This window comes from Magnetospirillum sp. WYHS-4 (assembly GCA_039908345.1).
Taxonomy (GTDB): Bacteria; Pseudomonadota; Alphaproteobacteria; order Rhodospirillales; family GLO-3; genus JAMOBD01.
In genome coordinates this window covers 1-23,687 of record JAMOBD010000070.1, presented here as the reverse complement: position 1 = coordinate 23,687, position 23,687 = coordinate 1, and the positions used below count along the sequence as shown (strand labels likewise).

Here is a 23,687-nt window from a genome sequence, read left to right as displayed (position 1 = left end):
TGACTTTTTCCCCGGCCAGCAGATCGATTCGGACATTTCCAGCAGGCATCGCACGACCCTCATGTGTTTGGATGATCCCGGCCGCGAAGACCGCGCTCCCAACTTTCGCGACCTGCCCGGACGAAGGGATCCCCCCCCCCCATCCGACATCTGTTCTTGCCTCCGTTCCCGGTCGGTCCCCGCCCGTCCAGGCCCTGCATGGGCGCATTAAACCCGAACAATCCGGCCGGATGCAATCCCCGTGTTATGTTGCACGATCCATTCCAGCACGATCCATTCCACCATCACCCCCGGCCGCCCCGGGCGCCTTGCCATCCAACACCCGCACCGCGTTGTCCCGCAGCTGTCGGGCCTGGTTGCACAGATCCCGCAGTTCCAGCACGATGGCCTCCGCCGGGTCCAGCCAGCGGCTTTCCACCTTGTCCAGGGCGGTCAGGATGGTGGTGGTGCGGGCGGAGGCCCGCTCCAGAAAATAGCGGGTGCCGGTGCCCCGTCCGCCCCCGGGGGGTTGGGGGCCGCCGGGGCGCAACTCGAAGCCGTCCATCTTGATGCGGAACAGCAGTTGATTCAGTTCGCTGCAATAGCGCCGGGTCTGGGCGGAATAGTTGCGGAAGTTCTCCTCGATGGACTGCCGCAGCGCCAGGACCTCCCGGCCCAGCTGCCGGGCCTCCGCCAGGGAACGCTGCAACAGCTCCACATACACCGGCCGGCCACCCTCCCCGGTATCCAGCAGGGCGGACAGGTCGTCCAGCTCGTGGATGCAGGCGTTGGAAAACAGGATGTTTTCGTTGGTGGTGAACTGCTCCAGGGCCATCATCTCCAGGCCGGCCTTGTGCAGCATGTCCAGGCGTGCCTCCACCTGCCGCAGGCGCGCCTCGCCCTGGATCTGCCCGGCCGCCTGGGGAAACCGCTCCATGAAGCCGCTGACCGGCGGCAGCAGCTCCCGGCGCAGCCGGGGAATGTCGGTGCGCAGGGTGCGGGTCACCTCGGGCAGGAAACTGCGCAGGATGCGCAGGTTGTTCAGGACCTGGTCGTCCATGGGCGAGACGGTCAGCAGCCAGTCCAGCCGGGTCTGGGGAAACTCCGCCACCGGTCCCAGGAAACGGGACTGGAACAGCCGCAACCAGGCCGGCCGCAGATCGTCCAGGAACCGCTGCCAGATCCGGGACCAGCCGTCCGTCCTCTTCGGCGGCGCCGGGGCGGCCATGGGAAAGGTCGGAACCTCCAGACCGGCCGCCGCCGGCCCGCCTGCGCCGGGTCCTGGTGGGCGGCGCCGCCCTGGACGGCGACTTGGCACGGCGGGGGCGCGAGGCCGGCTGGCCCTTGGCCGTCACCTACGGCATGAGCGAGACCGCCTCCCAGCTCGCCACCCTGCCCGAGGTGGGAGCCGACTGGCAACCCGGCTTGGCCGGCAAGCCGTTGGACGGTTTCGAGGTGGCGATCGGTTCGGACGGCCGCATCCGGGTGCGCGGGCCGGCGGTGATGGTCGGCTATGCCAACCCGGAAGGTCGGGAGGGGGTCGGCCTCGAGGACGGCGGCTGGTTCCCCACCGGCGACCTGGGACGGCTGGACGCGGAAGGCAACCTCCGGGTTCTGGGTCGGGCCGACGAGGCTCTCACCACCGGCGGCGAAACCTTCCATCCGCAAGAGGTCGAACGCCGGCTTGCCGCCTGCCCGGGCGTCCGCGAAGCCGCCATCGCCGGCCGGCCGGACCCGGTCTGGGGCGATTTGGTGACGGCCTTGGTGGTGGGGGAGGTATCCGAGGATGTCGTGCTGGGATGGTGCCGCGAACACATCGACGGCGCGAAACGCCCCCGCTTGGTCCGCCTCCTCCCTGCCCTGCCCCGCACCGCTCTCGGCAAACTCGACCGGGCCGCCTTGCGGAAAATCGCGTCCGCCTAGCCCTTTTCTTCGGTCGGGAACCGACCCGTCTGCCGCAAGGCCTCCCCCAGGACCATGGCGGCGGCCACGGCGACGTTGAGCGAGCGCACGCCAGCCACCATGGGAACGACCAAGCGGGCGGCGGCGGCCGCATGGACCCCCTCCGGCACCCCGCCGCCCTCCCGTCCCACCATCAGCCGATCGTCGGGGCGGAAGGCGAAGTCCGGATAGGCGATGTCGCCCCGGGTGGTGAGCAGCACCAGCCGCCCGGCGGGGCTTGTTTCCAGGTAGGCGGTCCAGGAAGCGTGCCGGACCAGTTCCGCCCGGCCCAGGTAGTCCATCCCGGCGCGACGCAGATGGCGGTCGGAAATCAGGAAACCGCAGGGCTCCACCAAGTCCACCCCCAGCCCCAGGCAGGCGGAGAGACGCAAGAGCGTGCCGGCGTTCTGCGGAATGTCGGGTTCGTACAGCACCAACCGCATGGAAGCCTCCTTCTCTCGGCCCACGATTAGGCCGAACTATATATTAGAAAGCCGTGATATCGAGCCTTCCCAACCCGCCCCGTTTGCATTATACCCATGCCTTGGTTTTCCACTTTGGAAGAGCCGTCTGTGACACGTGCTGGTAGCCTTCGGGGGCTCACCTAACAGAGGGGATTTTCATGACGGATATGGCATCCACAGCCTCCGGGAAGCCGGAGTCGGGCGAGAGCAGGCGGGACTTTCTGCTGCTCGCCACCAGTGCGGTCGGGGCCGTCGGCGTGGCATTGGCCGCTTGGCCCTTGGTCCACCAGATGAACCCGGCGGCCGACGTGCTCGCCCTCGCCTCCACCGAGGTCGATCTCACCCCCGTCCAGGACGGGCAGAGCATCACGGTGGTCTGGCGCGGCAAGCCCGTGTTCATCCGCAAGCGCACGGCCGAGGAAATCGAGGCCGCCCAGAAGGTCGACGTCAAGACCCTGGCCGATCCCGAGGACGACGCCAAGCGGGTCAAGAAGCCCGAATGGCTGGTCATGCTGGGCGTCTGCACCCACCTGGGCTGCATCCCGCTGGGCCAGAAGTCCAGCGACAGCAAGGGCGATTTCAACGGGTGGTTCTGTCCCTGCCACGGTTCCCACTACGATACCTCGGGCCGCATCCGCAAGGGTCCCGCCCCGAAGAACCTGGAAATCCCGCCCTACGAGTTCACCGGCGACACCGCCATCAAGATCGGTTGAGGGGGGATCGACCAATGTCTTCCGGAACCACGCGCGAATTCAAGAACCCCATTATCCGCTGGATCGAATACCGCCTGCCGATCATCAGCTTCATCGATGATTCGGTCGGGTCCGGCTATCCGACGCCGAAGAACCTCAGCTACTGGTGGAACTTCGGCTCCCTGGCCGGCTTCGTCCTGGTGGTCATGATCGTCACCGGCATCATCTTGGCGATGCACTACACGGCGCATACCTCGATGGCCTTCGATTCCGTCGAACGCATCGTGCGCGACGTCAACTACGGCTGGTTGATCCGCTACCTGCACATGAACGGGGCCACGATGTTCTTCATCGCGGTCTACATCCACATGTTCCGCGGCATGTACTACGGCTCCTACAAGGCACCGCGCGAATTGCTGTGGATCATCGGCGTGATGATCATTCTCGCCATGATGGCCACCGCCTTCATGGGCTATGTGCTTCCCTGGGGCCAGATGAGCTTCTGGGGCGCCACGGTGATTACCAACCTGTTCTCGGCCGTGCCTCTGGTCGGCGAACATATCGTCGTGTGGCTGTGGGGCGGCTTCTCGGTCGACAACCCGACGCTGGGCCGCTTCTACTCGCTGCACTACCTGCTGCCCTTCGTGATCTTCGCCCTGGTGTTCGTGCACCTGTGGGCGCTGCATGTCCACAAGTCCAACAATCCGCTGGGTATCGACATCAAGGGTCCGCAGGACTGCATCCCCTTCCATCCGTACTACACCATCAAGGATCTGTACGGGGCCGGGCTGTTCTTCATCTTCTACTTCTTCTTCGTCTTCTTCGCTCCCGACTTCTTCGGAGAGCCGGACAACTATATCCCGGCCAACCCGATGGTCACTCCGCCGCATATCGTGCCTGAATGGTACTTCCTGCCGTTCTACGCGATCCTGCGCGCCATCACCTTCGACATCCTGTTCATCCCGGCCAAGCTGGGCGGCGTGATCGCGATGTTCGCTTCCGTCCTGCTGCTGGCGGTGCTGCCGTGGCTGGACCGCAGCAAGGTGCGCAGCGCCAAGTTCCGTCCGCTCTACAGGCAGTTCTTCTGGATCTTCTTCCTGGACTGCATCCTGCTGGGCGTGGTGGGCGGCAAGCCGGCGGAAGGCATGTGGATACCCATCGGCCAGGCGGGAACCGCGTACTACTTCCTGCACCTGCTGGTGATCATTCCGGTGCTGAGCATGATCGAGAAGCCGAAGGCGGTGCCGGAAAGCATCAGCGCCGCCGTGTCGAAGGAGGCCCGCTAATGCGCAAGATCGTTCTCGGCGCCATCGCGGCGCTGACCCTCGGTTTCGGTTCGGCCCACGCCTCCGACGCCCCCAAGCCGCCGGTCCAGAAGTGGGCTTTCGACGGCCTGATCGGGACCTATGACCGGCCGGCCCTCAAGCGCGGGTTCCAGATATACAAGGAAGTCTGCGCCAATTGCCACTCGCTGCGTCTGATCGCCTTCCGCAACCTGCAAGCCATCGGGCTGACCGAGGACCAGGTGAAGGAGGTGGCTGCCGGCTACCAAGTGGTCGCCGGCCCCGACGATGAAGGCAACTTCATCGTCAACGGCGAACTGCGCAAGCGGCCGGGCGTCGCGGCGGACCGTTTCCCGCCACCGTTCGCCAACGACAACGCGGCGCGCAGCGCCAACGGCGGCGCCCTGCCGCCCGACCTGTCGCTGATCGTCCGTTCCCGTCCGGGCGGGGCCAACTACATCCACGCCCTGCTCACCGGCTACAAGGAGGAAGCCCCGGAAGGCGTTACCCTGGGGTCGGGCATGAGCTACAACCAGTACTTCCCCGGCCATCAGATCGCCATGGCGCCGCCGCTGATGGAAGGCGTGATCTCCTACGAGGACGGCACGCCGACCACCTTGGACCAGTACGCCAAGGACATCACGACCTTCCTGGCCTGGACTTCGTCCCCCGAGATGGAGGACCGCAAGCGCCTGGGCATCAAGACGTTGCTGTTCCTGATCGTGCTGACCGGCATGATGTACGCCTTGAAGCGCAAGATCTGGGCGGACCTGCACTAGGCCGTCCGCGACCACGCAAGACCAAGGAAAGGCCCCGGAGATTTCCGGGGCCTTTTCGCTTGCCGTCATCTCGTGTATCCAGGGGCCATGAGTGAACCGTCCCCCGCCGATCCGATGGATCATGTCCGCGCCGTGGTGCGGCGGTCCGGCACGTCCTTCTTCTGGGGCATGCGGGTGTTGGAGCCGGCCCGGCGCGACGCCATGTTCGCCGTCTACGCCTTCTGCCGCGAGGTGGACGACATCGCCGACGAGCCGGGCGATCCGGCCGACAAGCTCGTCCGTCTGGGACAATGGCGGGGCGAAATCGAACGGCTCTACGGCGGCCAGCCCCGCCACCCCGTCGCCCGCGCCCTGGCCGGGCCGGTGGAACGCTTCGGACTAGCCAAGGCCGACTTCCGGGCCATCGTCGACGGCATGGAGATGGATGCCGCGCCCGCCGTGCGCATCCGCGACATGGCGGAACTGGATCTTTACGTCGACCGGGTGGCCTGCGCCGTGGGCCGGCTGTCCAACCGCATCTTCGGCCTCGAAGCGACGGCGGGCGATCCCGTGGCCTTCGCCATCGGCCAGGCTTTGCAGGTGACCAACATCCTGCGCGACATCGCGGAAGATGCGGAACGCGACCGTCTCTACCTGCCCTTGGACGTCCTGGCGGCCCACGGCATCCACGATGTCAGGGACCTGGACGCGGTGCTGCGCCACCCGCAGCTTCCCCTGGTTTGCGCGTTGCTGGCCGAGATTGCCGGGCGGCGCTTCCAGGAAGGCGAGACCCTGCTGGCCCGCCTGGACCGCAAGACCATGCGCCCGGCCCGCATGATGATGGAGGTCTACCGCCGCACCTACGGCGCCCTGCTGCGCCGGGGCTGGTCCGATGTGGGCCGTCCGGTGACGCTGTCGAAGGCGGAAAAGCTCTGGGTCGCCTTCCGCTACGGAGTCCTGGGGCTGTGACCGTCCATGTGGTCGGCGCCGGGGTGGCCGGGCTGGCGGCTGCGGTGCGCCTGGCCGGGCAAGGGGTGCCGGTCGTCGTCCACGAAGCGGCCGGGCAGGCCGGGGGGCGCTGCCGGTCCTACCACGACACGACCCTGGACCGGCGCATCGACAACGGCAACCATCTGCTGCTCAGCGGCAACCGATCGGTGGCGGAATTCCTGGCGGAAACCGGGGCCAGCGGGGAACTGGCGGGACCGGAGCGGGCGGAATTCCCCTTCCTGGACCTGGAGACAGGAGAACGCTGGACCGTCCGCCCCAACGGCGGTCCCCTGCCCTGGTGGATATTCTCGCCCTCCCGCCGGGTGGCCGGAACGACCCCGGGCGACTACCTGCAGAGTTTCCGCCTGCGGCGGCCGGGAGCCACGGTGGCCGAATGCCTGGATACCGCCCGGCCCGCCTTCCGCCGCTTCTGGGAACCCTTGGCCATCGGCGTCCTGAACGCTTCGGCAAAAGAGGGGGCGGCGAACCTGCTCTGGCCGGTGCTGCTGGAAACCTTCGGGCGCGGCGAGGCCGCCTGCCGGCCCCGCACGGCTCGCCGGGGCCTGTCGGAGACCTTCGTCGATCCGGCGCTGGCCTTCCTGGCGAAGCGGGGGGCGGAGGTGCGCTTCAACCGCCGGCTCAAGGGCCTGTCCTGCGGCGCGGGCCGGGTGGCGTCCCTGGAATTCGCCGAAGGGCCTCTCATCCTGGCGGAAGGGGATTGCGTCGTCCTGGCGGTGCCGTCCTGGACCGCCGCCGACCTGCTGCCGGGGATTATGGTGCCGCGGGGCAGCCGCGCCATCGTCAACGCCCATTTCCGCTTGCGCCGGCCCGGCCCGGAGACGGGTCCGATCGGCTTGGTGGGCGGCATCGCCCAATGGGTCTTCGTGAGGGGCGACGTGGCGTCGGTGACCGTCAGCGCCGCCGACGCCCTGGCGGAAGAACCGGCGGAAGCCATCGCCGCGAGGATCTGGCCGGAAGTGGCCCGCGCCCTCGATATCGGCGCGGCGCAGATCCCGCCCTGGCGCATCGTCAAGGAGAAACGCGCCACCTTCTTGCAGGCCCCGGAAGAGGTCGCCCGCCGGCCCGGTCCCACCACTTCCTGGCCGAACCTGGTGCTGGCCGGCGACTGGACCGCCACCGGACTGCCGGCCACCATCGAAGGCGCCATCCGCTCCGGCCACCGGGCCGCCGATCTTCTCCGCCCTTGACAAGGCGGGAAGACAGGCCCATTCAATTCGCCCATCAAGGCAATTTTTGCAATGCAACATCGTGAAACCCGTCCGGTGGACGGGGCCGATCTGGGGCGATGACCATGTTGGACGACGACGGGAAGACTTCGACCGCCGACCGCTTGCTGGATAGAACCATCTCTGAGGCGGCTGCTTGGCTGCTGGCTGACCAGAAGCCGGACGGCCACTGGGTCTACGAGCTGGAGGCGGATGCCACCATTCCCGCCGAATACATCATGCTCAACCACTACCTGGCCGAGATCGACGACGCCACCGAGGCCAAGCTCGCCAACTACCTGCGCGCCATCCAGGGCCGCCACGGCGGCTGGCCGCTGTTCCACGACGGCGACTTCGACATGAGCGCCTCGGTCAAGGCCTATCTGGCCTTGCGCTTGGTGGGAGATTCCCGCGACGCGCCCCACATGAAGAAAGCACGCGAAGCGATCCTGGAACGGGGCGGGGCGGCGCGCGCCAACGTCTTCACCCGCTTCGCGCTGGCGCTCTGGGGCCAGGTACCCTGGCGGGCGGTGCCGGTGCTGCGGGTGGAAGCGCTTCTGCTGCCCAAGTGGTCGCCCTTCCACATGGATAAGGTGTCCTACTGGTCGCGCACGGTGATGGTGCCGCTGCTGGCGCTCGCCTCCATGAAGCCCCGGGCCCGCAACCCACGCGGCGTCGATCTGGCCGAACTTTTCGTCACGCCTCCCGAGAAGGAGGGCAAGTACCTCAGCAATCCCACCGGCCACTGGCTGGGCGAGATCCTGCTGGCGGTCGATCGCATCGGCCGCCTGATGGAACCCCTGTTCCCCGAATTCCTGCGCCAAAAGGCGGTGGACAAGGCGCTCCGCTTCATCGAGGAGCGCCTGAACGGCGAGGACGGCCTGGGCGCCATCTTCCCCGCCATGGCCAATGCGGTGATGCTCTACGACGCGCTCGGCTACCCCAAGGATCATCCCCAACGGGCCATCGCCCGGCAGTCGGTGGACAAGCTGGTGACCGTCAAGGGCGATTGGGGCTACGTGCAGCCCTGCCTGTCGCCGGTCTGGGATACCGGCCTGGCCGCCCATGCCTTGATGGAAGCGGGCGTCGCGCCGGGCGACGAGCGCCTCGTCAAGGCCTGCGAATGGCTGCGCGGCCGCCAGATCCTTTCGGTGCGCGGCGACTGGACCGCCAATCGCGGCGACATCCGGCCGGGCGGCTGGGCCTTCCAGTACTGGAACGACTATTACCCGGACGTGGACGACACGGCGGTGGTGGGCATGGCGCTCCATCGCGCCGACCAGCACGCCAGCCGCGAGAACATCGACCGCGCCGCCGAATGGGTCGAAGGCATGCAGAGCGCCAACGGCGGCTGGGGCGCCTTCGACGCCGACAACGAATACTATTTCCTGGAACATATCCCATTCGCCGACCACGGGGCGCTGCTGGACCCGCCCACGGTGGACGTGAGCGCCCGCTGCGTCGGCTTCCTGGCCCAGTTGGGCTACAAGCCGGAAGACCCGGCCATGGCGCGGGGCATCGACTACATCAAGCGCGAGCAGGAAGACGACGGTTCCTGGTTCGGGCGCTGGGGGACGAACTACATCTACGGCACTTGGTCCGCCCTGGCGGCCCTGAACGCCGCCGGCGAGGATGCGAATTCGCCGACGGTTCGAAAGGCGGTGGACTGGCTGAAGGCCCGACAGCGTCCCGACGGCGGATGGGGCGAGGACTGCGCCACCTACTGGGACCACCGCAAGGACGAGGCCAAGGCCAGCACGGCCTCCCAGACCGCCTGGGCGGTGCTGGGCCTGATGGCGGCCGGCGAGGTGGAAAGCGATGCGGTCAAGCGGGGCATCGAGTTTCTGTTGAAGGCGCCGCGCGACGGCGGCAAGTGGGAGGAAACCTTCTACAACGCCGTCGGCTTCCCGCGCATCTTCTACCTGCGCTACCACGGCTACAGCGCGTACTTCCCGCTATGGGCCCTGGCGCGCTATCGCAACCTGCGCCAGTCCAACTCCAAGACCACCCCCTACGGCCTGTGACCAGGCTGGGCGTCATCGTCGGCATGGCGAGCGAGGCGGCCTGCCTGCCGCAGGGCGATGCTTTGCGGGTGGGGGTGAGCGGTGCCCGCCCCGACAAGGCCTATCGCGAAGCCCTGGGTCTGGTCGATGCCGGCTGCACCGCGCTGGTCAGTTTCGGGGTGGCCGGAGCCCTCGATCCCGTCCTGAAACCGGGCGCCCTGCTGGCGGCGGATGCCGTCGTGCTGCCCGGCGGCCGGCGCGTGGAAGCCGATGCCCGCTGGCGCAAGCGCTTGACCGCCAAGCTGGCCCGCGGCGGCTTGGCGGCCTTGCCGGGCAGTCTCCTGGGTCGTGACGGCCCGGTGATCCTGGCATCCCGCAAGAAGGAACTGCGCACCGAGACGGGTGCCCTGGCCGTCGACATGGAAAGCCACGCCGTGGCGGCGGTGGCGGCCGAATACGGTCTGTCTTTCCTGGTCCTCAGGGCGATTGCCGATCCCGCCGGGCGGGCGATACCCTCCTGGGTGACGGACTTGGTGGCCGCGGACGGCACGGTCGATCCCTGGAAGGCGGCCTACGAGGCCCTCTGCCGCCCCTGGGACATCCCGTCCCTGGTCCTGCTGGGCCGGGAAAACGCCCTCGCCCTCAAGACCCTGCAAGAAGCCGTCCGCCTGAGCGGCGGGCGGCTGGGGGCGGATTAGATCGGCCCCTGTTCCGGATAAACCAAAAAAAAGCCGGCCCCGAGGGGCCGGCGAGTTTAACAGGGAGGCTTCACGTCTGGGAGACGCTGGAATCCGTTCCAAACAAAGGGGGGAGGAACGGACCCCGGTATCGGGCTCGCGCCCGAAGCCGATCAGGATCGGCCGTGTTGCTGCAATGCAGCATCATCTGTTGGCCTGTATAACGGTTTGCTGCAGTTGCGAACAATAGACAATCCAACAGGACAGGCATGCGGAAAACGCATGACTCAGCCGGCTTGGCCGTCCTTCTCGATCTGCTCGATCAGGAAATCGCGGAACACGGCGATGCGCTTGGAATTGCGCAGTTCCTCCGGATAGACGAAATAGGCGTCGAACGTCGGCCCGCTCAGTTCGGGCAGGATCTCCACCAGGTTGCCGGCTTCGCGGCTCATGTAGTCGGGCAGGCCGCCGATGCCGATGCCGCTTTGGACGGCGCGGAATATCCCGTAGGAACTGTTGACCTTGAGGGCCGGACGGCGGCGTTCTCCATCCTTCATCCCGGCTTCGAGCAGCCAGTTGAGGCCTTCCACCGGCGGCTTGGTGTCGTCGCCGTAGACGACGATTCGGTGCTTGTCCAGATCGGCGACGCAGCGCGGCATGCCGTAGCGCTTCAGATAATCGGGCGCCGCGAAGACGTGGTAGGTCATGGTCATCAGGCGGCGCTGCACCAGGTCGGGCTGGGTCGCCGGAGTCATGCGGATGGCGACCTCGGCCTGGCGCATGGCGAGATCCAGTTCGGTGTCGGCCAGCATCACCGACAACTCGATATCGGGATAGCGTTCCAGGAACTGGCGGACCCGCGAGGTCAGCCAGACCGATCCGAAGGCCACCGTGGTGGTCACCCGCAGGCGACCCTGCGGACGGTCCTTGCTTTCCTTGATGCGGGCTTCCGCCATGCCCAGCTTGGAGACCATCTCGCGGGCGGTGCGATGGAGCATCTCGCCCTGCTCGGTGAGCAAAAGGCCGCGGGCGTGGCGGTGGAACAGCGGCACGCCCAGGCTGTCCTCCAGGGCGCCGACCTGGCGGCTGACCGCCGACTGGCTGAGGTTCAGCACCTCGCCCGCATGGGTGAAGCTGCCGGCCTGCGCGACCGCGTGGAAAATGCGCAGCTTGTCCCAGTCCATGGCCGCTCCGCCTTTCCGCTCAGTGACCGTTGAGGGCGAGGAACCGATCCGCTTCCAGCGCCGCCATGCAGCCTGAACCGGCCGCCGTCACCGCCTGGCGGTAATGCTTGTCCTGCACGTCGCCGGCCGCGAAGACGCCGGGGATATTGGTCAGCGGGCGGCCCGGCCGGGTGACGATGTAGCCTTCGGCATCGATGTCCAGCTGGCCCTTGAACAGGTCGGTGTTGGGCGAATGGCCGATGGCGACGAAGACGCCGTCCACCTTGACCTCGGACGTGGCCCCGGTCTTGACGTTCTTCAGGCGCACGCCGGTCACTCCCGGCGGCATGCCGCCGCCCAGGATCTCGTCCACCACGCTGTCCCAGACCACCTGGATCTTAGGGTTGGCGAACAGCTTGTCCTGCATGATCTTTTCGGCGCGCAGCGAATCGCGGCGGTGCACCAGGGTGACCTTGGAACAGAAGTTGGTCAGGTAGATGGCTTCCTCGACCGCCGTATTGCCGCCGCCCACCACGACCACGTCCTTGCCCTTGTAGAAGAAGCCGTCGCAGGTGGCGCAGGCCGACACGCCCATGCCGCGATAGCGGTCTTCGGACGGCAGCCCCAGCCAGCGGGCGGTGGCGCCGGTGGCGACGATCAGGGTGTCGCCCGTGTAGACGTCGCCCGAATCGCCCGTCAGGACGAAGGGACGCTTGGACAGGTCGGCAGACACGATCACGTCCTCCATCAGGGCGGCGCCCACGTGTTCGGCCTGCTTTTGCATCTGTTCCATCAGCCAGGGGCCCATGATGGGTTCGGCGAAGCCGGGGAAGTTCTCGACATCGGTGGTGATGGTCATCTGCCCGCCCGGCTGCATGCCGCGCACCAGCAGCGGCTTCAGATTGGCGCGCGCGGTGTAGATGGCCGCCGTGTAGCCGGCCGGGCCCGATCCGACGATCAGGACCTTGGTGCGATGCGTGGTGGACATGGATGGGCCCCCTTACGATCAGTGCGACGCCGCCAGGATAAGGAGCCCCATGCCGCGATGCAAGAAGCCCCCGCGACAGGCATTGTAATTAAATTTCAATTGTAATATTGTTGCGCGAGTTTTTTCGGGGAGACGAGGAGCCCATGCCCAGGGTCAAACTGGACGGCATCGACCGGCGCATCCTGCACGATCTGCAGGCCGACGGACGGATCACCAACGTGGAACTGGCAAGAAGGGCCGGCATTTCGGCGCCGCCCTGCCTGCGGCGCGTGCGGGTGCTGGAGGAAGCCGGCTACATCCGCGGCTACCACGCCCAACTGGACGCCAAGGCGCTGGGCTTCAACGTGACCGTCTTCGCCCAGGTGGGCTTGAGCAGCCAGGCGGAAGCCGATCTCGATTCCTTCGAGTCCCTGGTCCGCCAGTGGCCGGAGGTGCGCGAATGCCACATGCTGGCCGGCGAGACCGACTTCCTGCTCAAGGTGGTGGCCAGGGACTGGGACGCCTACCAGCATTTCCTCACCACCCGCCTGACCGCGGCCCCCAACGTCAGCCACGTCAAGTCGGCGCTGTCCATCCGCACGTCGAAGAGCGAGCCGGGCGTGCCCATCGACCTCGATTCGGTCCAAGCCGAGGCCGACGAAGCGGCCGATTAGCTTGCTCCCTGGACCCGGCGATGCTAGAGAATCGCCTCTGCCGGGTTTCCGCGAGGGCGGTGTCGGTCGGCCTCGAAATAAAAACAAGCGCGGAGCCTTGAACATGAAGAACCGGATCGTGGTCTACGGCGCCCTGGTCGTGGTGCTGCTGGTGGTCGCCTTGGCCGGCAAGCGCTGGCTCGCGCCCCCGGCCGAACAGGCGACGACGGGCGGCGGCCTGAAGGTCGAGGTGGTGGGGGGGCCGGCCAAGGCCCCGGCCATCGGCGGCCCCTTCGCCCTCACCGACCACGACGGCCGGGCGGTGACCGATGCCGACTACCGTGGCCGCTTCATGCTGATCTTCTTCGGCTACACCTTCTGCCCGGACGTCTGCCCGACCAACCTGTCCACCGTGGCCCAGGCCCTCGATATCCTGGGACCGGCGGCGGAGCGGATCGTCCCCCTCTTCATTTCGGTTGACCCTCAACGCGACACGGTCGAGAAGCTGAAGGAGTTCGTCGGTCATTTCCATCCGCGCCTGGTGGGGCTTACCGGCACCAACGAGCAGGTCGTCGACGCGGCGCGCAAGTTCCGGGTCTATTACGCCAAGGTCGCCCAGCCGGGCGGCGGGCCCGACGACTACCTGATGGACCACGGCGCCATCACCTACCTGATGGGGCCCGACGGCGCCTTCCGCGCCCATTTTCCCCACGGCACCGCCCCCGAACAAATGGCGGCCCGGCTCAGGGACCTGCTGGCCGCCAAATGATCCGCCCCTTGCATCCGGGCGCATCCCGAATTATCTGAACCCCACCGGCGCCAAGACCGAGAGACCCGCAATGTCCCTGCCTCAAGAAATCGACGTCGAAGACCTGGACCGTATGACCAAGGACGGGGTGCCGCACCGCATCCTGGACGTCCGGGAACCCTGGGAAGTGGCGGTCTGCGGCTTCAAGGACAGCCTGCACATCCCCATGCGGGAACTGCCCGCCCACCTGGAACGGCTGCCGGCCAACGAGAACCTGGTGGTCATCTGCCATCACGGGGTGCGCAGCCTGCATGTCATGGCCTGGCTGCGCAACATGGGCTTCCGGCAGGCCACCAGCCTGCGCGGCGGCATCGACGCCTGGGCCAAGCGTGTCGATCCCTCGATGAATACCTACTGAGCCCGCATCCTTTTTCCGTGCCGGTGGAGGCGAGGAAAATATCTGGTGCGCCCGTCTTCGAGGTCAGTCCGGACGACTGCGGCCAAAGCCGCTTCCGCAAGCGGTCCCGGGAGCGGGCAAGCTCGGGCGGCCGCCGGTATCTTTTGAACGGGTCGGCGCACTCTTTTAATCAGTAGGTCGATGGTTCGATCCCATCCGCGCTCACCAAATGGCTTGGCCATTTTTCTTGCCGGGGAAGCACCGGGAAGACGATGGTTCCGATTGCGCGTAGCCGTTGTCCGAGGTGGACGCATGGGTGAGCGAGCGGGTCGCTATTCGCGATACGCCAACGGGCAGGTTGACCATGACGGCCGCCCCCCAATCGTGTACCATGCCGCCATGAAGCAGGTTCTTGAGAATATCGAAGCCAGCCAAGTCTTCGCGGAAATGACGCGACGGGGCATCAAGCCCCGCCAGCATGTGCGCGTCGTCTTCGAGGAAGTCGAGGCTGAAGAATTCCCCATTGCCCGCATGGCACAGGAAGGCGGCGCTTTCGACTGGCTGAAGGACGAGCCGGATATCTACACCCTGGCCGATATCAAAGAGCGCAATGTTTGAATTCGGCAGTATCGTCTTCGTCACGTTTCCCTTCACGGACCTTTCCGGCGCCAAGCTCCGTCCCGCCCTGGTCATTTCGCGCGATAACGAGACGAGGGATGATATCGTCCTGGCGTTCATCACCTCGCGCACGCGCTTGATGTCGTCATAGAGCTTGTTCGTGCGCAGCCCGAGGTAATCGCGGATGTCGGCGATGGGAATGCGGTAGGTCTTGAAGTCGCTGTCTTCCTGGCGGACCAGCGACACCATGAGGAGCACGACGCGCTTTTCCTCCAGCGTCATGAAGTAGCTGGCTTCCGCCAGCTTGTTGGCCTGGGTGACGACGAGCTTTTCCCGGTCGATCTTGGCGACGACGACTTGGCGGGTCATGGGGGGCGGGGTTAGATCGTTGATAGGATGGCGTAATCGGGACAGGTGCGCGAATCCGTCCCCAACTCGCCCCCCTTCCGTCCCAATCGCGCGCGGAAAGGCCTGGAAAATAAGGGGTTTGACGCTCCCTCAAACAGACAAACATATAAACAGCAGCAAACAGGGATGCTGCCGCGGATCGAAAAAGGGGAAGGAACCGGGGGCTTGCGGGGGGATGGCATAAAATCGGCATGGGGGGTAGAATGCGGCCATGATCACCAAGGAGGCCGTTGCCATGCGCCAAAGCGCCACCCTCGCCATTCAGGCCGAAAAGCTCCCGAGGGAGCTTGTCGCCGCGCTGGAAGGAAGCGAGGCGGGGGCGGTCTATGCCGTGCACGTCGAAAAGCTGTCGGTCGAGGATACCGCCTATTTCCTCGAAACGCGGGCGAAGGTGCAGGAAGGTCTGGCCGATGTCGAGGCGGGCAACGTGCTGGACGAAGAAGACGTTTTCGCGCACCTCGAATCCAAGCTCGGCATCAAGGTAACCCGCTGATTCCATGCCTCCCCGCCCTCGCTATACCAGCGGCGCCTTGCACGATCTTGCCGAGATCGGCGGGTACATCGCGAAGGACAACAAGCGGGAAGCCGAACGCTTCATCAATCGCATCAAGGACAAGTGCCGGGAAATCGCGGCCAGTTCGGAAATGGGCCGGCTGCGCGAGGCCTTCGGGTCCGGCGTGCGGACCTTTCCCGTCGGCAACTACCTGATTTTCTACAAGCCCACCAGGTCCGGCGTCATCGTTCTCCGGATCATTCACGGTGCCCGGAACCTGCTCGAAGCGTTCGGCCCGGAAGGTTGACGGCCACGACTTGGCTCCTCGCGGTCGAACACGAAGCCCGCGAGGTCTACCGCGTGGCGGCGGAAAAGAGCCAGGAGTTCGTCCTTGCGGCGGGACTGCTCCTCGGTGGGGACGGGAAACGCGGATTGCCGCTGCTTCAGGTGGGCGCGACGAACGCCAGGACCTCGGCCTGCTGCTCCCGAGGCAGGGCCTCGACCTCCCGCGAAATCTTGTCGGCATAGCCCATTGCCGTTCTCCTGGCTCAATGACCACGGGGCGAAGTATAGCACAGCCGGCGACGACCGGGCAAAAGCCCTATCCCCCGTCAGCAGTTCTCATTATGGCCTTCCCCCCCAAATCCACGAGAGGAGGGGCTTCCCGGGCGGTTCGCTCCCCTCCCTCGCCCTTGTGGGAGAGCGGGAAAGGGCCTTCTCGTCCTCGAAAACCGCCAGGATGCGGGGGGAGTGAAGAGCCGCGCCGTTCCGTCCGCCTCCGCCGTCAGTTATACCGCACGTCGACGATCTCATAGGATTTGTGGCCGCCCGGGGTGGTCACCTCGACCACGTTGCCGATATGCTTGCCGACCAGGGCCCGCGCCAGCGGCGAAGTGACCGGCAGGCGGCCGTTCTTGATGTCGGCTTCGTGGGAACCGACGATGCGGTACTCGGTCTCGCTCTCGGAATCCTCGTCCACCAGCATCACCCAGGCCCCGAAGCGCACCACCGGGCCGGTCATGTTGGTGGTGTCGATGGCATCGGCGCGGCTGATGATGTCTTCCAGTTCGACGATGCGACCCTCGATGAAGCTCTGGCGCTCGCGCGCCGCGTGGTATTCGGCGTTCTCCGACAGATCGCCGTGTTCGCGCGCTTCGGCGATGGCCTTGATGACGGCCGGCCGTTCGATGGACTTCAGGCGGCGCAGTTCGTCTTCGAGCTGGCCCAGGCCTTCGGGCGTCATCGGAATCTTTTCCATCGGCTCCCTCCCAATCGGAAAGACAAAACTTCCGCCGGGTCTCCGAGGGGGAGGCCCGGACCATCCCCGCTTAATGCGTGCTAGAACGTGCTCTTAAAATACGACTGCAGCGGAGCTACCGCAAGGGTGGCGCCGCGCACCGCTTCCAGGGCCCTGACGACGGCCGAGGCGGCCGTCATGGTCGTGTAGTAGGGGACGTTGTTCATCAGGGCGGAGCGGCGGATCGAATAGCTGTCGGCGATGGCCTTGGCGCCTTCCGTCGTATTGATGACCAACTGCACCTGGCCCGACAGGATGGCATCCTCGCAGTTGGGGCGGCCTTCGGCGACCTTGAGGGTTTCCGCCACCTCCAGGCCGGTGTCGCGCAGGAACTGCGCCGTGCCGTCGGTGGCCAGCAGCTTGAAGCCCAGCGCCGCCAGGCGGCCGGCCAGTTGGGCGGCGGCCGCCTTGTCGCGCTTCTTGACGGAAATGAAGACCGCGCCGCCTTCCGGCAGCTTGGAACCGGCACCCACCTGCGACTTGGCGTAGGCGCGGCCGAAATCGGTATCGAGCCCCATCACCTCGCCGGTGGACTTCATCTCGGGCCCCAGGATGACGTCGACGCCGGGGAAGCGGGCGAAGGGGAAGACCGCTTCCTTGACCGCGATATGGGCCATCTCCGGCGCTTCCTTGAGGCCGAAGGAGGCCAGCTTCTCGCCCGCCATGACGCGGGCCGCGATCTTGGCGATGGGCACGCCGGTCGCCTTGGCGACGAAGGGCACGGTGCGGCTGGCGCGCGGGTTGACTTCCAGGACGTAGATGTCGCCGCCCTTGACCGCGAACTGCACGTTCATCAAGCCCACCACGTTCAAGCCGCGGGCCAGTTCCACCGATTGGCGGCGCAGTTCGGCCACCGTGGCCTCGCTCAGGGAATAGGGGGGCAGGGAACAGGCGGAATCGCCCGAATGGATGCCCGCTTCCTCGATATGCTGCATGACGCCGGCCACATAGACGTCGGTGCCGTCGGCCAGCGCATCCACATCCACCTCGATGGCGTCCTGCAGGTAGGAATCCAGCAGCACCGGGCTGTCGCCCGACACCTTCACGGCAGTCTTCATGTAGCGCATCAGGGCCTGGACGTCGTGGACGATTTCCATCGCCCGCCCGCCCAGCACGTAGGACGGCCGGATGACCAGGGGATAGCCGATGCGAATGGCCACATCGACGGCTTCCTCGACCGAACGCGCCAAGCCGTTGGCCGGCTGGCGCAGCCCCAGCTTGTGCAAAAGGACCTGGAAGCGTTCGCGGTCTTCCGCCAGGTCGATGGCGTCGTACGAGGTGCCCAGGATGGGGATGCGCGCCCGTTCCAGCGCCGCCGCCAGCTTCAAGGGCGTCTGGCCGCCGAACTGCACGATCACCCCCCGGAAGTCGCCGGCCGTCTGTTCCTTGCGGATCAGTTCGACGACGTCTTCTTCGGTCAGGGGCTCGAAATAGAGGCGGTCCGAGGTGTCGTAGTCGGTGGACACCGTTTCGGGGTTGCAGTTGACCATGATGGTCTCGAACCCCGCCTCCTTCAGCGCGTAGGCGGCATGGACGCAGCAGTAGTCGAATTCGATGCCCTGGCCGATGCGGTTCGGACCGCCGCCCAGGATCGCCACCTTGGCGCGGGCGGAAACCTCGGCCTCGCATTCGGGGGCATTCACTCCGTCGCCCTCGTAGGCCGAATACATGTAGGGGGTGCGCGACGGAAACTCGGCGGCGCAGGTATCCACCCGCTTGTAGACCGGGTGCACGTCCAGCATGCGCCGCCGGTTGGCCAGATCGGCCGGAGTCTTGCCCGACAGCTCCGCCAGGCGGGTATCGGAAAAGCCCATCTTCTTCAGGCGCAGCATGCCCGGCGCGTCGGGCGGCAGGCCGTTCTTGCGGATGGCTTCCTCGGTATCGACGAGGGCCTTGATCTGTTCCAGGAACCAGCGGTCGTAGCGGGAAGCGATGCGCACCTCCTCGACGCCGGCCCCCAGCCGGAAGGCCTGGGCGATGACCAGAAGGCGGTCGGGACGGGGCTGGGACAGCAGCTTCATCACGGCATCCAGGTCGCCCGTGTCGTCCCCCAGGTCCGGCGGGTTCAGTCCGGTCAGGCCGGTTTCCATGGACCTGAGGCCCTTTTGCAGGGATTCCTGGAAGGTGCGGCCGATGGCCATGGCCTCGCCCACCGACTTCATGGACGTGGTGAGCAGCGCCGGGGTGCCGGGGAACTTCTCGAAGGTGAAGCGGGGGATCTTGGTGACCACGTAGTCGATGGTCGGCTCGAAGGAAGCCGGGGTCACGCCGGTGATGTCGTTGGTCAGTTCGTCCAGGCGGTAGCCGACCGCCAGCTTGGCAGCCACCTTGGCGATGGGAAAGCCGGTGGCCTTCGAGGCCAGCGCCGAGGACCGCGACACCCGCGGGTTCATCTCGATCACCACCATGCGGCCGTTGTCCGGATTGATGGCGAACTGCACGTTGGAGCCGCCGGTATCCACCCCGATCTCGCGCAGCACCGCGATCGAGGCGTCGCGCATGATTTGGAATTCCTTGTCGGTGAGCGTCAGCGCAGGCGCCACGGTGATCGAATCGCCGGTATGGACGCCCATCGGATCGACGTTTTCGATGGAACAGACGATGATGCAGTTGTCGGCGCCGTCGCGCACGACCTCCATCTCGTATTCCTTCCAGCCCAGCACCGATTCCTCGACCAGGACCTCGTGCACGGGGGAAGCGGCCAGGCCGCCGGCGACGATCTGCTCGAACTCGACCCGGTTGTAGGCGATGCCGCCCCCGATGCCGCCCAGGGTGAAGGACGGCCGGACGATGAGCGGCAGGCCGATGGCATCGGCGGCGGCGCGCGCTTCTTCCATGGTCTTGACCAGGCGGCTCTTGGGGCAGGCGAGCCCGATCTTTTCCATGGCGTCGCGGAACAGCAGGCGGTCTTCCGCCTTGGCGATCACGGCGGCGTTGGCGCCGATCAGTTCCACCCCGGCCTTCTTCAAAAAGCCGGAACGGTCCAGTTCCATGGCGGCGTTCAGCGCCGTCTGGCCGCCCATGGTGGGCAGCACGGCGTCGGGCTTCTCGCGCTCGATGATCCGTTCCAGGAATTCGGGGACGATGGGCTCGATATAGGTGGCGTCCGCCAGACCGGGATCGGTCATGATGGTGGCCGGGTTGGAATTGACCAGCACCACCCGGTAGCCTTCCTGCTTCAGGGCCTTGCAGGCCTGGGCACCCGAATAGTCGAATTCGCAGGCTTGGCCGATCACGATGGGGCCGGCGCCGATGATCAGGATGGACTGGATGTCTGTGCGTTTGGGCATGACGGCGTCTTAGTAGCCCGCCTTTTCGCCCACGGTCAAGCCGGCGCATCGTCGCCAGGCGTCCAAAATCGCGGCGGTGCGGGCGGGACGGAGCACGCCCGCGCCCGGCGGGCACCGCGTCAACCGGGTGGCAATTCTCGCCGAGCCGCTGTAGAAAGGGAGTCCCTTTCGGCGAAGGAGATCGCAAGCGTGAGCAAATCGGTCCTCCTGGTGGACGACAACCGGGTCGCAAGATTGATGCTGCGCATGGTGATCGCCGAACTGCGTCCCGACTGGACGATCGCCGAAGCCCAGAACGGCGAGGACGCCCTGGCCATGGCGGCACGGGACCGCTTCGACGTCCTGCTGGTCGACGTCGGACTGCCCGGCATGAGCGGCCTGGAGGTCGCGGCCCGCCTGAAGGAACATTTCCCCGACAGTGCGTTGGCCATGGTGACCGCCAACATCCAAAAGCCGGTGCGCGACCGGGCGGCGGCTTTGGGCGCCGCTTTCATCGAGAAGCCCCTGAGGCCCGAAACCCTCCTGGAGTTCTTCACCCGCTCCGAGGCCAGCCATGGATGACCTGACAGAATTCCAGCACGCCGCCATCACCGAAATGCTGAACATCGCCATCGGCAAGTCGGCGGCGGCACTGAACGCCCTGGTAGACGAGGAAGTCACCCTCTCCGTCCCCGAGGTGATTTTCACCACCTGCGGCGAGGCCGCCCGCATGATCGAGAAGCAGGCCGGCAGCGTTGCCTGCGCGGTCATGCAGGAATTCGTCGGCGCCTTCTCCGGCAATGCCATGCTGATCTTCCCGGAAGCCAAGAGCCTCGCGCTGGTGCGATTGATGATCGGCGAGGCCGTGCCCCTGGAATCCCTGACCGAGTTGGAGCAGGAAGCCCTCACCGAGGTGGGCAACATCGTGCTCAACGCCTCGCTCGGCACCCTGGCCAACCTTCTGGGGCTGGAGATCGACAGTTCCCTGCCCGTCTATCTTTCCGGTACCGGGTCGGCCATCCTGCAGGACGCGGTCGGCAAATGCGCCGATAGCGACTGGGCCCTGCTGGTCGAGGTCGACTTCGAACTCAAGAAGAGTAACATCGACGGCTACGTCCTCCTGATGTTGGATGTGGCCTCGGCGCAGCGCTTCGGCGACTTGGTCGACGCCTACGTCAAGAACTTCATGTCCTGATTTGGCCCCGAGGCGGCGATGAACGAACCCGTCTTTGCCAAGGTCCTGGATGCCACCGATACCGGCCTTGCGGTGATCGGCCCCGATCGCCGCATCGAGCTATGGAACGCTTGGCTGGCCCGCGGCACCGGCATCGGCGCCGTCACCGCCGTCGGCCGGACCGTCGAGGAACTGTTCCCCAGCCTGGTCGGCACCCGCGTACCCGCCGCCATCGACAACACCTTGACCAAGGGCCTGTCCTCCCTGCTGACCGCAGCCCTCAATCCGATGCTCTTTCCGCTGAAGGGACGGCAGCGGCAGCGCCCCATCGAACAGATGGTGATGGTCAAAGTGGTGACCGACGCGATGGACCGTCGCCACTGCCTGATCCAGGTGCTGGACGTTTCCGACGCCGCCGCCCGCGAGAAGATGCTGCGTCAGCAGGCCCGCACCCTGCAGGCCCTGGCCGACAACCACCGCCAGAGCGAACTGCGCATCCGCGCCATCGTCGACAGTGCCCTGGATGCCATCGTCGCCTTCGACGAGGAAGGCCGGATCGTCACGTGCAATCCGGCGGCCGAGCGGGTTTTCGGCTGCGCCGCCCCGACCCTGCTGGGTTCGGCGGTGGAGAATCTGGTGCAGTGGCAGGACATGTCCGATTCGGCGGCCCGGTCGCGGGTGCCGCCGCAGGGCATCTGGCGCCGACTGACCGCCGCCCAGGGAGTCCACGAATGCACCGGCCAGCGCCACGACGGCACGGCCATCACCCTCGAACTCAGCTTGGCCGAAATGGGCATGGACGGACGCAGCCTGTTCGTCATGACGGCGCGCGACATCACGTTGCGCAAGCAGGTGGAAGCCCGCATCCATTACCTGGCCCATTACGACAGCCTGACCGACCTGCCCAACCGGGTTCTTTACCGCGAACGCCTGGGACAGGTGTTCGCCCAGACCAAGCGCCATCCCAAACCTTTCGCCCTGATGATGCTCGACCTCGATCGCTTCAAGGAAGTCAACGACACGCTGGGCCACCATGTCGGCGACGTGCTTCTGCGGGCGGCGGGCCGAAGGATTGTCGGCGCGGTGCGCGAAAGCGACACCGTGGCCCGTCTGGGCGGCGACGAATTCGCGGTGATCCTCACCAACCTGAACAACGCCGACGGCGCCGGGACGGTCGCCGAAGCCATCGTCGCCAAGCTCTCCACCCCCTTCGAACTGGAAGGCCACGAAGTCAAGACCAGCACCAGCATCGGCATCGCCATCTTCCCCAGCGATGGCGGCACACCGGAAGAGCTGATGAAACATGCCGACCTGGCGCTCTACCGCTCCAAGGCCAAGGGCCGCAACACCTACCAGTTCTACGTCCCGCAACTGGACGCCGAAGTCCAGGCCCACAAGGGCATGGAAAAGGATCTGCGCCGAGCCCTGCAGGGCCCGGATGTCGATCTGCATTTCCAGCCGATGATCGACGTGCGCGGCAACCGGCTCAACGGCCTGGAAGCCTTGATGCGCTGGAACCACCCCATGCGCGGCTTCCTGGAAGCCAAGGACTTCATCCCCGTGGTGCGCGATACCGACCTGATCGTACCGGTCGGCCATTGGGTGCTCAAGCGCGCCTGCACCCAGTTGAAGGCCTGGCTGGATTCCGGCCTGGCCGTGCCGCGGGTGGCGGTGAACCTGTCGCCGGCCGAGCTTTGCCATCGCCTGCTGCTGCCGACCCTTCGCCATATCCTGGCGGAAAGCGGCATCGACCCGTGGTTGATCCAGTTGGAATTCTCCGAGGCCGCCCTGCGGCTGGCCGCCGACCGAGCCCATAGCGTGCTGGAGGAACTGCATTCCTTCGGAGTTCGGCTGGCGGTGGACGATTTCGGCACCGGGGTTTCATCGCTGGAGCACCTGCGCCGCCACCCGGTCGACCAGTTGAAGGTGGCGCCCGTCTTCGTCACCGGCGAGCCCGGAGACAGCATGCTGGCCGCCCTGGTCGGACTGGGGCGGAGCCTGGGAGCACGGGTAGTCGCCGAGGGCGTCGAGACCGCAGAGCAAATGGACGCGGTCCGCCAAGCGGGGGCCGACGAGGCCCAGGGCTACCATCTGGGCGCCCCCCTGCCGCCCGCCGAGGCCGCCGCCCGCTGGCTGGCGAAGTAGCTGGCCCACCGGTCAATAGTGATACCGGCACTGGACGATCTCCAGGCGCTGGATATCACCGGTCCCGGTGACCCGATAGACCAGGCGATGTTCGCCCGTGATGCGTCGCGACCACCAGCCGGACAGACTGCCCTTCAGGGGCTCCGCATTCCGACGGCTTTCAGTTCCCGATGAATCTGGACCCGTCAGGCTGGGCTATGATAATTGTGGTAGGCTTGCCTATCCCAACTTGAACAGTGCCCGAGAAAAAGCTGTTCTGTAACAGACTGTTACGGAGTGGCACGGGTTTGTTAGCACTACATTCCGGGGTGGCGGGGTTTCAGGTGGGGGTTTCGTGGTGGT

The 23,687-nt window shown here is 66.2% G+C and carries 23 protein-coding genes and 1 pseudogene; 16 read left to right on the top strand and 8 right to left on the bottom strand.

Annotated features, from left to right (window positions below):
* Positions 1 to 244: 244 nt before the first annotated feature.
* Positions 245 to 1,207: a hypothetical protein gene (locus H7841_15770; GenBank protein MEO5338328.1), complete on the bottom strand. Its 963-nt coding sequence runs from the start codon at positions 1,205 to 1,207 to the stop codon at positions 245 to 247.
* Between the two features lie 56 nt (positions 1,208 to 1,263).
* Here H7841_15770 and H7841_15765 point away from each other — a divergent pair, with 56 nt between their 5' ends.
* Positions 1,264 to 1,902: an AMP-binding protein gene (locus H7841_15765; GenBank protein ID MEO5338327.1), complete on the top strand. Its 639-nt coding sequence runs from the start codon at positions 1,264 to 1,266 to the stop codon at positions 1,900 to 1,902.
* Here the strand turns inward: H7841_15765 and H7841_15760 are convergent.
* Complete coding sequence (locus tag H7841_15760; GenBank protein MEO5338326.1) at positions 1,899 to 2,363, bottom strand: tRNA (cytidine(34)-2'-O)-methyltransferase; 465 nt, start codon at positions 2,361 to 2,363, stop codon at positions 1,899 to 1,901. The genes H7841_15765 and H7841_15760 overlap by 4 nt on opposite strands.
* Before the next feature lie 179 nt (positions 2,364 to 2,542).
* On the opposite strand from H7841_15760, the gene petA reads away from it, so the two are divergent.
* From petA to H7841_15725, 7 genes are all read left to right on the top strand, one after another.
* Entirely contained in the window at positions 2,543 to 3,097 is a 555-nt protein-coding gene (petA, locus tag H7841_15755) for a ubiquinol-cytochrome c reductase iron-sulfur subunit (GenBank protein MEO5338325.1), read from the top strand.
* A gap of 14 nt (positions 3,098 to 3,111) precedes the next feature.
* On the top strand, positions 3,112 to 4,362 hold the full coding sequence (locus H7841_15750) for a cytochrome b/b6 (protein MEO5338324.1): 1,251 nt from the start codon (positions 3,112 to 3,114) through the stop codon (positions 4,360 to 4,362).
* Positions 4,362 to 5,138, top strand: a complete 777-nt coding sequence (locus H7841_15745; protein MEO5338323.1) for a cytochrome c1 — start codon at positions 4,362 to 4,364, stop codon at positions 5,136 to 5,138. The genes H7841_15750 and H7841_15745 overlap by 1 nt, the downstream gene beginning before the upstream one ends.
* An 87-nt stretch (positions 5,139 to 5,225) precedes the next feature.
* A complete protein-coding gene (gene hpnD / locus H7841_15740; protein ID MEO5338322.1) occupies positions 5,226 to 6,086 on the top strand; it encodes a presqualene diphosphate synthase HpnD in 861 nt (286 codons plus the stop codon).
* Positions 6,083 to 7,315, top strand: a complete 1,233-nt coding sequence (gene hpnE / locus H7841_15735; protein MEO5338321.1) for a hydroxysqualene dehydroxylase HpnE — start codon at positions 6,083 to 6,085, stop codon at positions 7,313 to 7,315. Before hpnD ends, hpnE begins: the two co-directional genes overlap by 4 nt.
* Before the next feature lie 104 nt (positions 7,316 to 7,419).
* On the top strand, positions 7,420 to 9,357 hold the full coding sequence (gene shc, locus H7841_15730) for a squalene--hopene cyclase (protein ID MEO5338320.1): 1,938 nt from the start codon (positions 7,420 to 7,422) through the stop codon (positions 9,355 to 9,357).
* Positions 9,354 to 10,034, top strand: a complete 681-nt coding sequence (locus H7841_15725; protein MEO5338319.1) for a nucleoside phosphorylase — start codon at positions 9,354 to 9,356, stop codon at positions 10,032 to 10,034. The genes shc and H7841_15725 overlap by 4 nt, the downstream gene beginning before the upstream one ends.
* 266 nt (positions 10,035 to 10,300) lie before the next feature.
* On the opposite strand, the gene H7841_15720 is transcribed toward H7841_15725, so the two are convergent.
* The gene (locus tag H7841_15720) at positions 10,301 to 11,197 is read right to left on the bottom strand and encodes a LysR family transcriptional regulator (protein MEO5338318.1); all 897 of its coding nucleotides are present in this window, start codon (positions 11,195 to 11,197) and stop codon (positions 10,301 to 10,303) included.
* 19 nt (positions 11,198 to 11,216) lie between these two features.
* Entirely contained in the window at positions 11,217 to 12,164 is a 948-nt protein-coding gene (gene trxB / locus H7841_15715) for a thioredoxin-disulfide reductase (GenBank protein ID MEO5338317.1), read from the bottom strand.
* 143 nt (positions 12,165 to 12,307) lie between these two features.
* On the opposite strand from trxB, the gene H7841_15710 reads away from it, so the two are divergent.
* From H7841_15710 to H7841_15700, 3 genes are all read left to right on the top strand, one after another.
* Positions 12,308 to 12,817, top strand: coding sequence for an Lrp/AsnC family transcriptional regulator (locus H7841_15710; GenBank protein ID MEO5338316.1), 510 nt, complete (start codon positions 12,308 to 12,310; stop codon positions 12,815 to 12,817).
* A gap of 103 nt (positions 12,818 to 12,920) precedes the next feature.
* Positions 12,921 to 13,565 carry an SCO family protein gene (locus H7841_15705; protein ID MEO5338315.1) on the top strand — a complete coding sequence of 215 codons (645 nt, stop codon included), beginning with the start codon at positions 12,921 to 12,923 and terminating at the stop codon, positions 13,563 to 13,565.
* 70 nt (positions 13,566 to 13,635) lie between these two features.
* Positions 13,636 to 13,962 (top strand): rhodanese-like domain-containing protein, encoded by a 327-nt coding sequence (locus tag H7841_15700; GenBank protein MEO5338314.1) that lies wholly within the window; start codon positions 13,636 to 13,638, stop codon positions 13,960 to 13,962.
* 201 nt (positions 13,963 to 14,163) lie between these two features.
* Here the strand turns inward: H7841_15700 and H7841_15695 are convergent, their stop codons facing one another.
* Positions 14,164 to 14,928 (bottom strand): replication initiation protein, encoded by a 765-nt coding sequence (locus H7841_15695; protein ID MEO5338313.1) that lies wholly within the window; start codon positions 14,926 to 14,928, stop codon positions 14,164 to 14,166.
* 250 nt (positions 14,929 to 15,178) lie between these two features.
* Here H7841_15695 and H7841_15690 point away from each other — a divergent pair, with 250 nt between their 5' ends.
* Both H7841_15690 and H7841_15685 read left to right on the top strand, forming a co-directional pair.
* Positions 15,179 to 15,460, top strand: coding sequence for a hypothetical protein (locus H7841_15690; protein ID MEO5338312.1), 282 nt, complete (start codon positions 15,179 to 15,181; stop codon positions 15,458 to 15,460).
* A 4-nt stretch (positions 15,461 to 15,464) separates the two neighbouring features.
* Entirely contained in the window at positions 15,465 to 15,767 is a 303-nt protein-coding gene (locus H7841_15685; protein MEO5338311.1) for a type II toxin-antitoxin system RelE/ParE family toxin, read from the top strand.
* 477 nt (positions 15,768 to 16,244) lie between these two features.
* Here H7841_15685 and greA read toward each other — a convergent pair whose 3' ends face one another.
* Positions 16,245 to 16,718, bottom strand: a complete 474-nt coding sequence (gene greA / locus H7841_15680; protein ID MEO5338310.1) for a transcription elongation factor GreA — start codon at positions 16,716 to 16,718, stop codon at positions 16,245 to 16,247.
* Positions 16,719 to 16,798: 80 nt separating this feature from the next.
* Positions 16,799 to 20,047 carry a carbamoyl-phosphate synthase large subunit gene (gene carB / locus H7841_15675; protein ID MEO5338309.1) on the bottom strand — a complete coding sequence of 1,083 codons (3,249 nt, stop codon included), beginning with the start codon at positions 20,045 to 20,047 and terminating at the stop codon, positions 16,799 to 16,801.
* Between the two features lie 189 nt (positions 20,048 to 20,236).
* On the opposite strand from carB, the gene H7841_15670 reads away from it, so the two are divergent.
* From H7841_15670 to H7841_15660, 3 genes are read left to right on the top strand one after another with little or no spacing between them, the layout of a single operon-like run.
* Positions 20,237 to 20,608: a response regulator gene (locus tag H7841_15670; protein ID MEO5338308.1), complete on the top strand. Its 372-nt coding sequence runs from the start codon at positions 20,237 to 20,239 to the stop codon at positions 20,606 to 20,608.
* Positions 20,601 to 21,221 (top strand): chemotaxis protein CheC, encoded by a 621-nt coding sequence (locus H7841_15665; protein MEO5338307.1) that lies wholly within the window; start codon positions 20,601 to 20,603, stop codon positions 21,219 to 21,221. The genes H7841_15670 and H7841_15665 overlap by 8 nt, the downstream gene beginning before the upstream one ends.
* Before the next feature lie 18 nt (positions 21,222 to 21,239).
* On the top strand, positions 21,240 to 23,345 hold the full coding sequence (locus tag H7841_15660; GenBank protein MEO5338306.1) for an EAL domain-containing protein: 2,106 nt from the start codon (positions 21,240 to 21,242) through the stop codon (positions 23,343 to 23,345).
* A gap of 12 nt (positions 23,346 to 23,357) precedes the next feature.
* On the opposite strand, the pseudogene H7841_15655 reads toward H7841_15660, so the two are convergent.
* Positions 23,358 to 23,489 (bottom strand): annotated as a pseudogene (locus H7841_15655) (Txe/YoeB family addiction module toxin).
* Between the last annotated feature and the right edge of the window lie 198 nt (positions 23,490 to 23,687).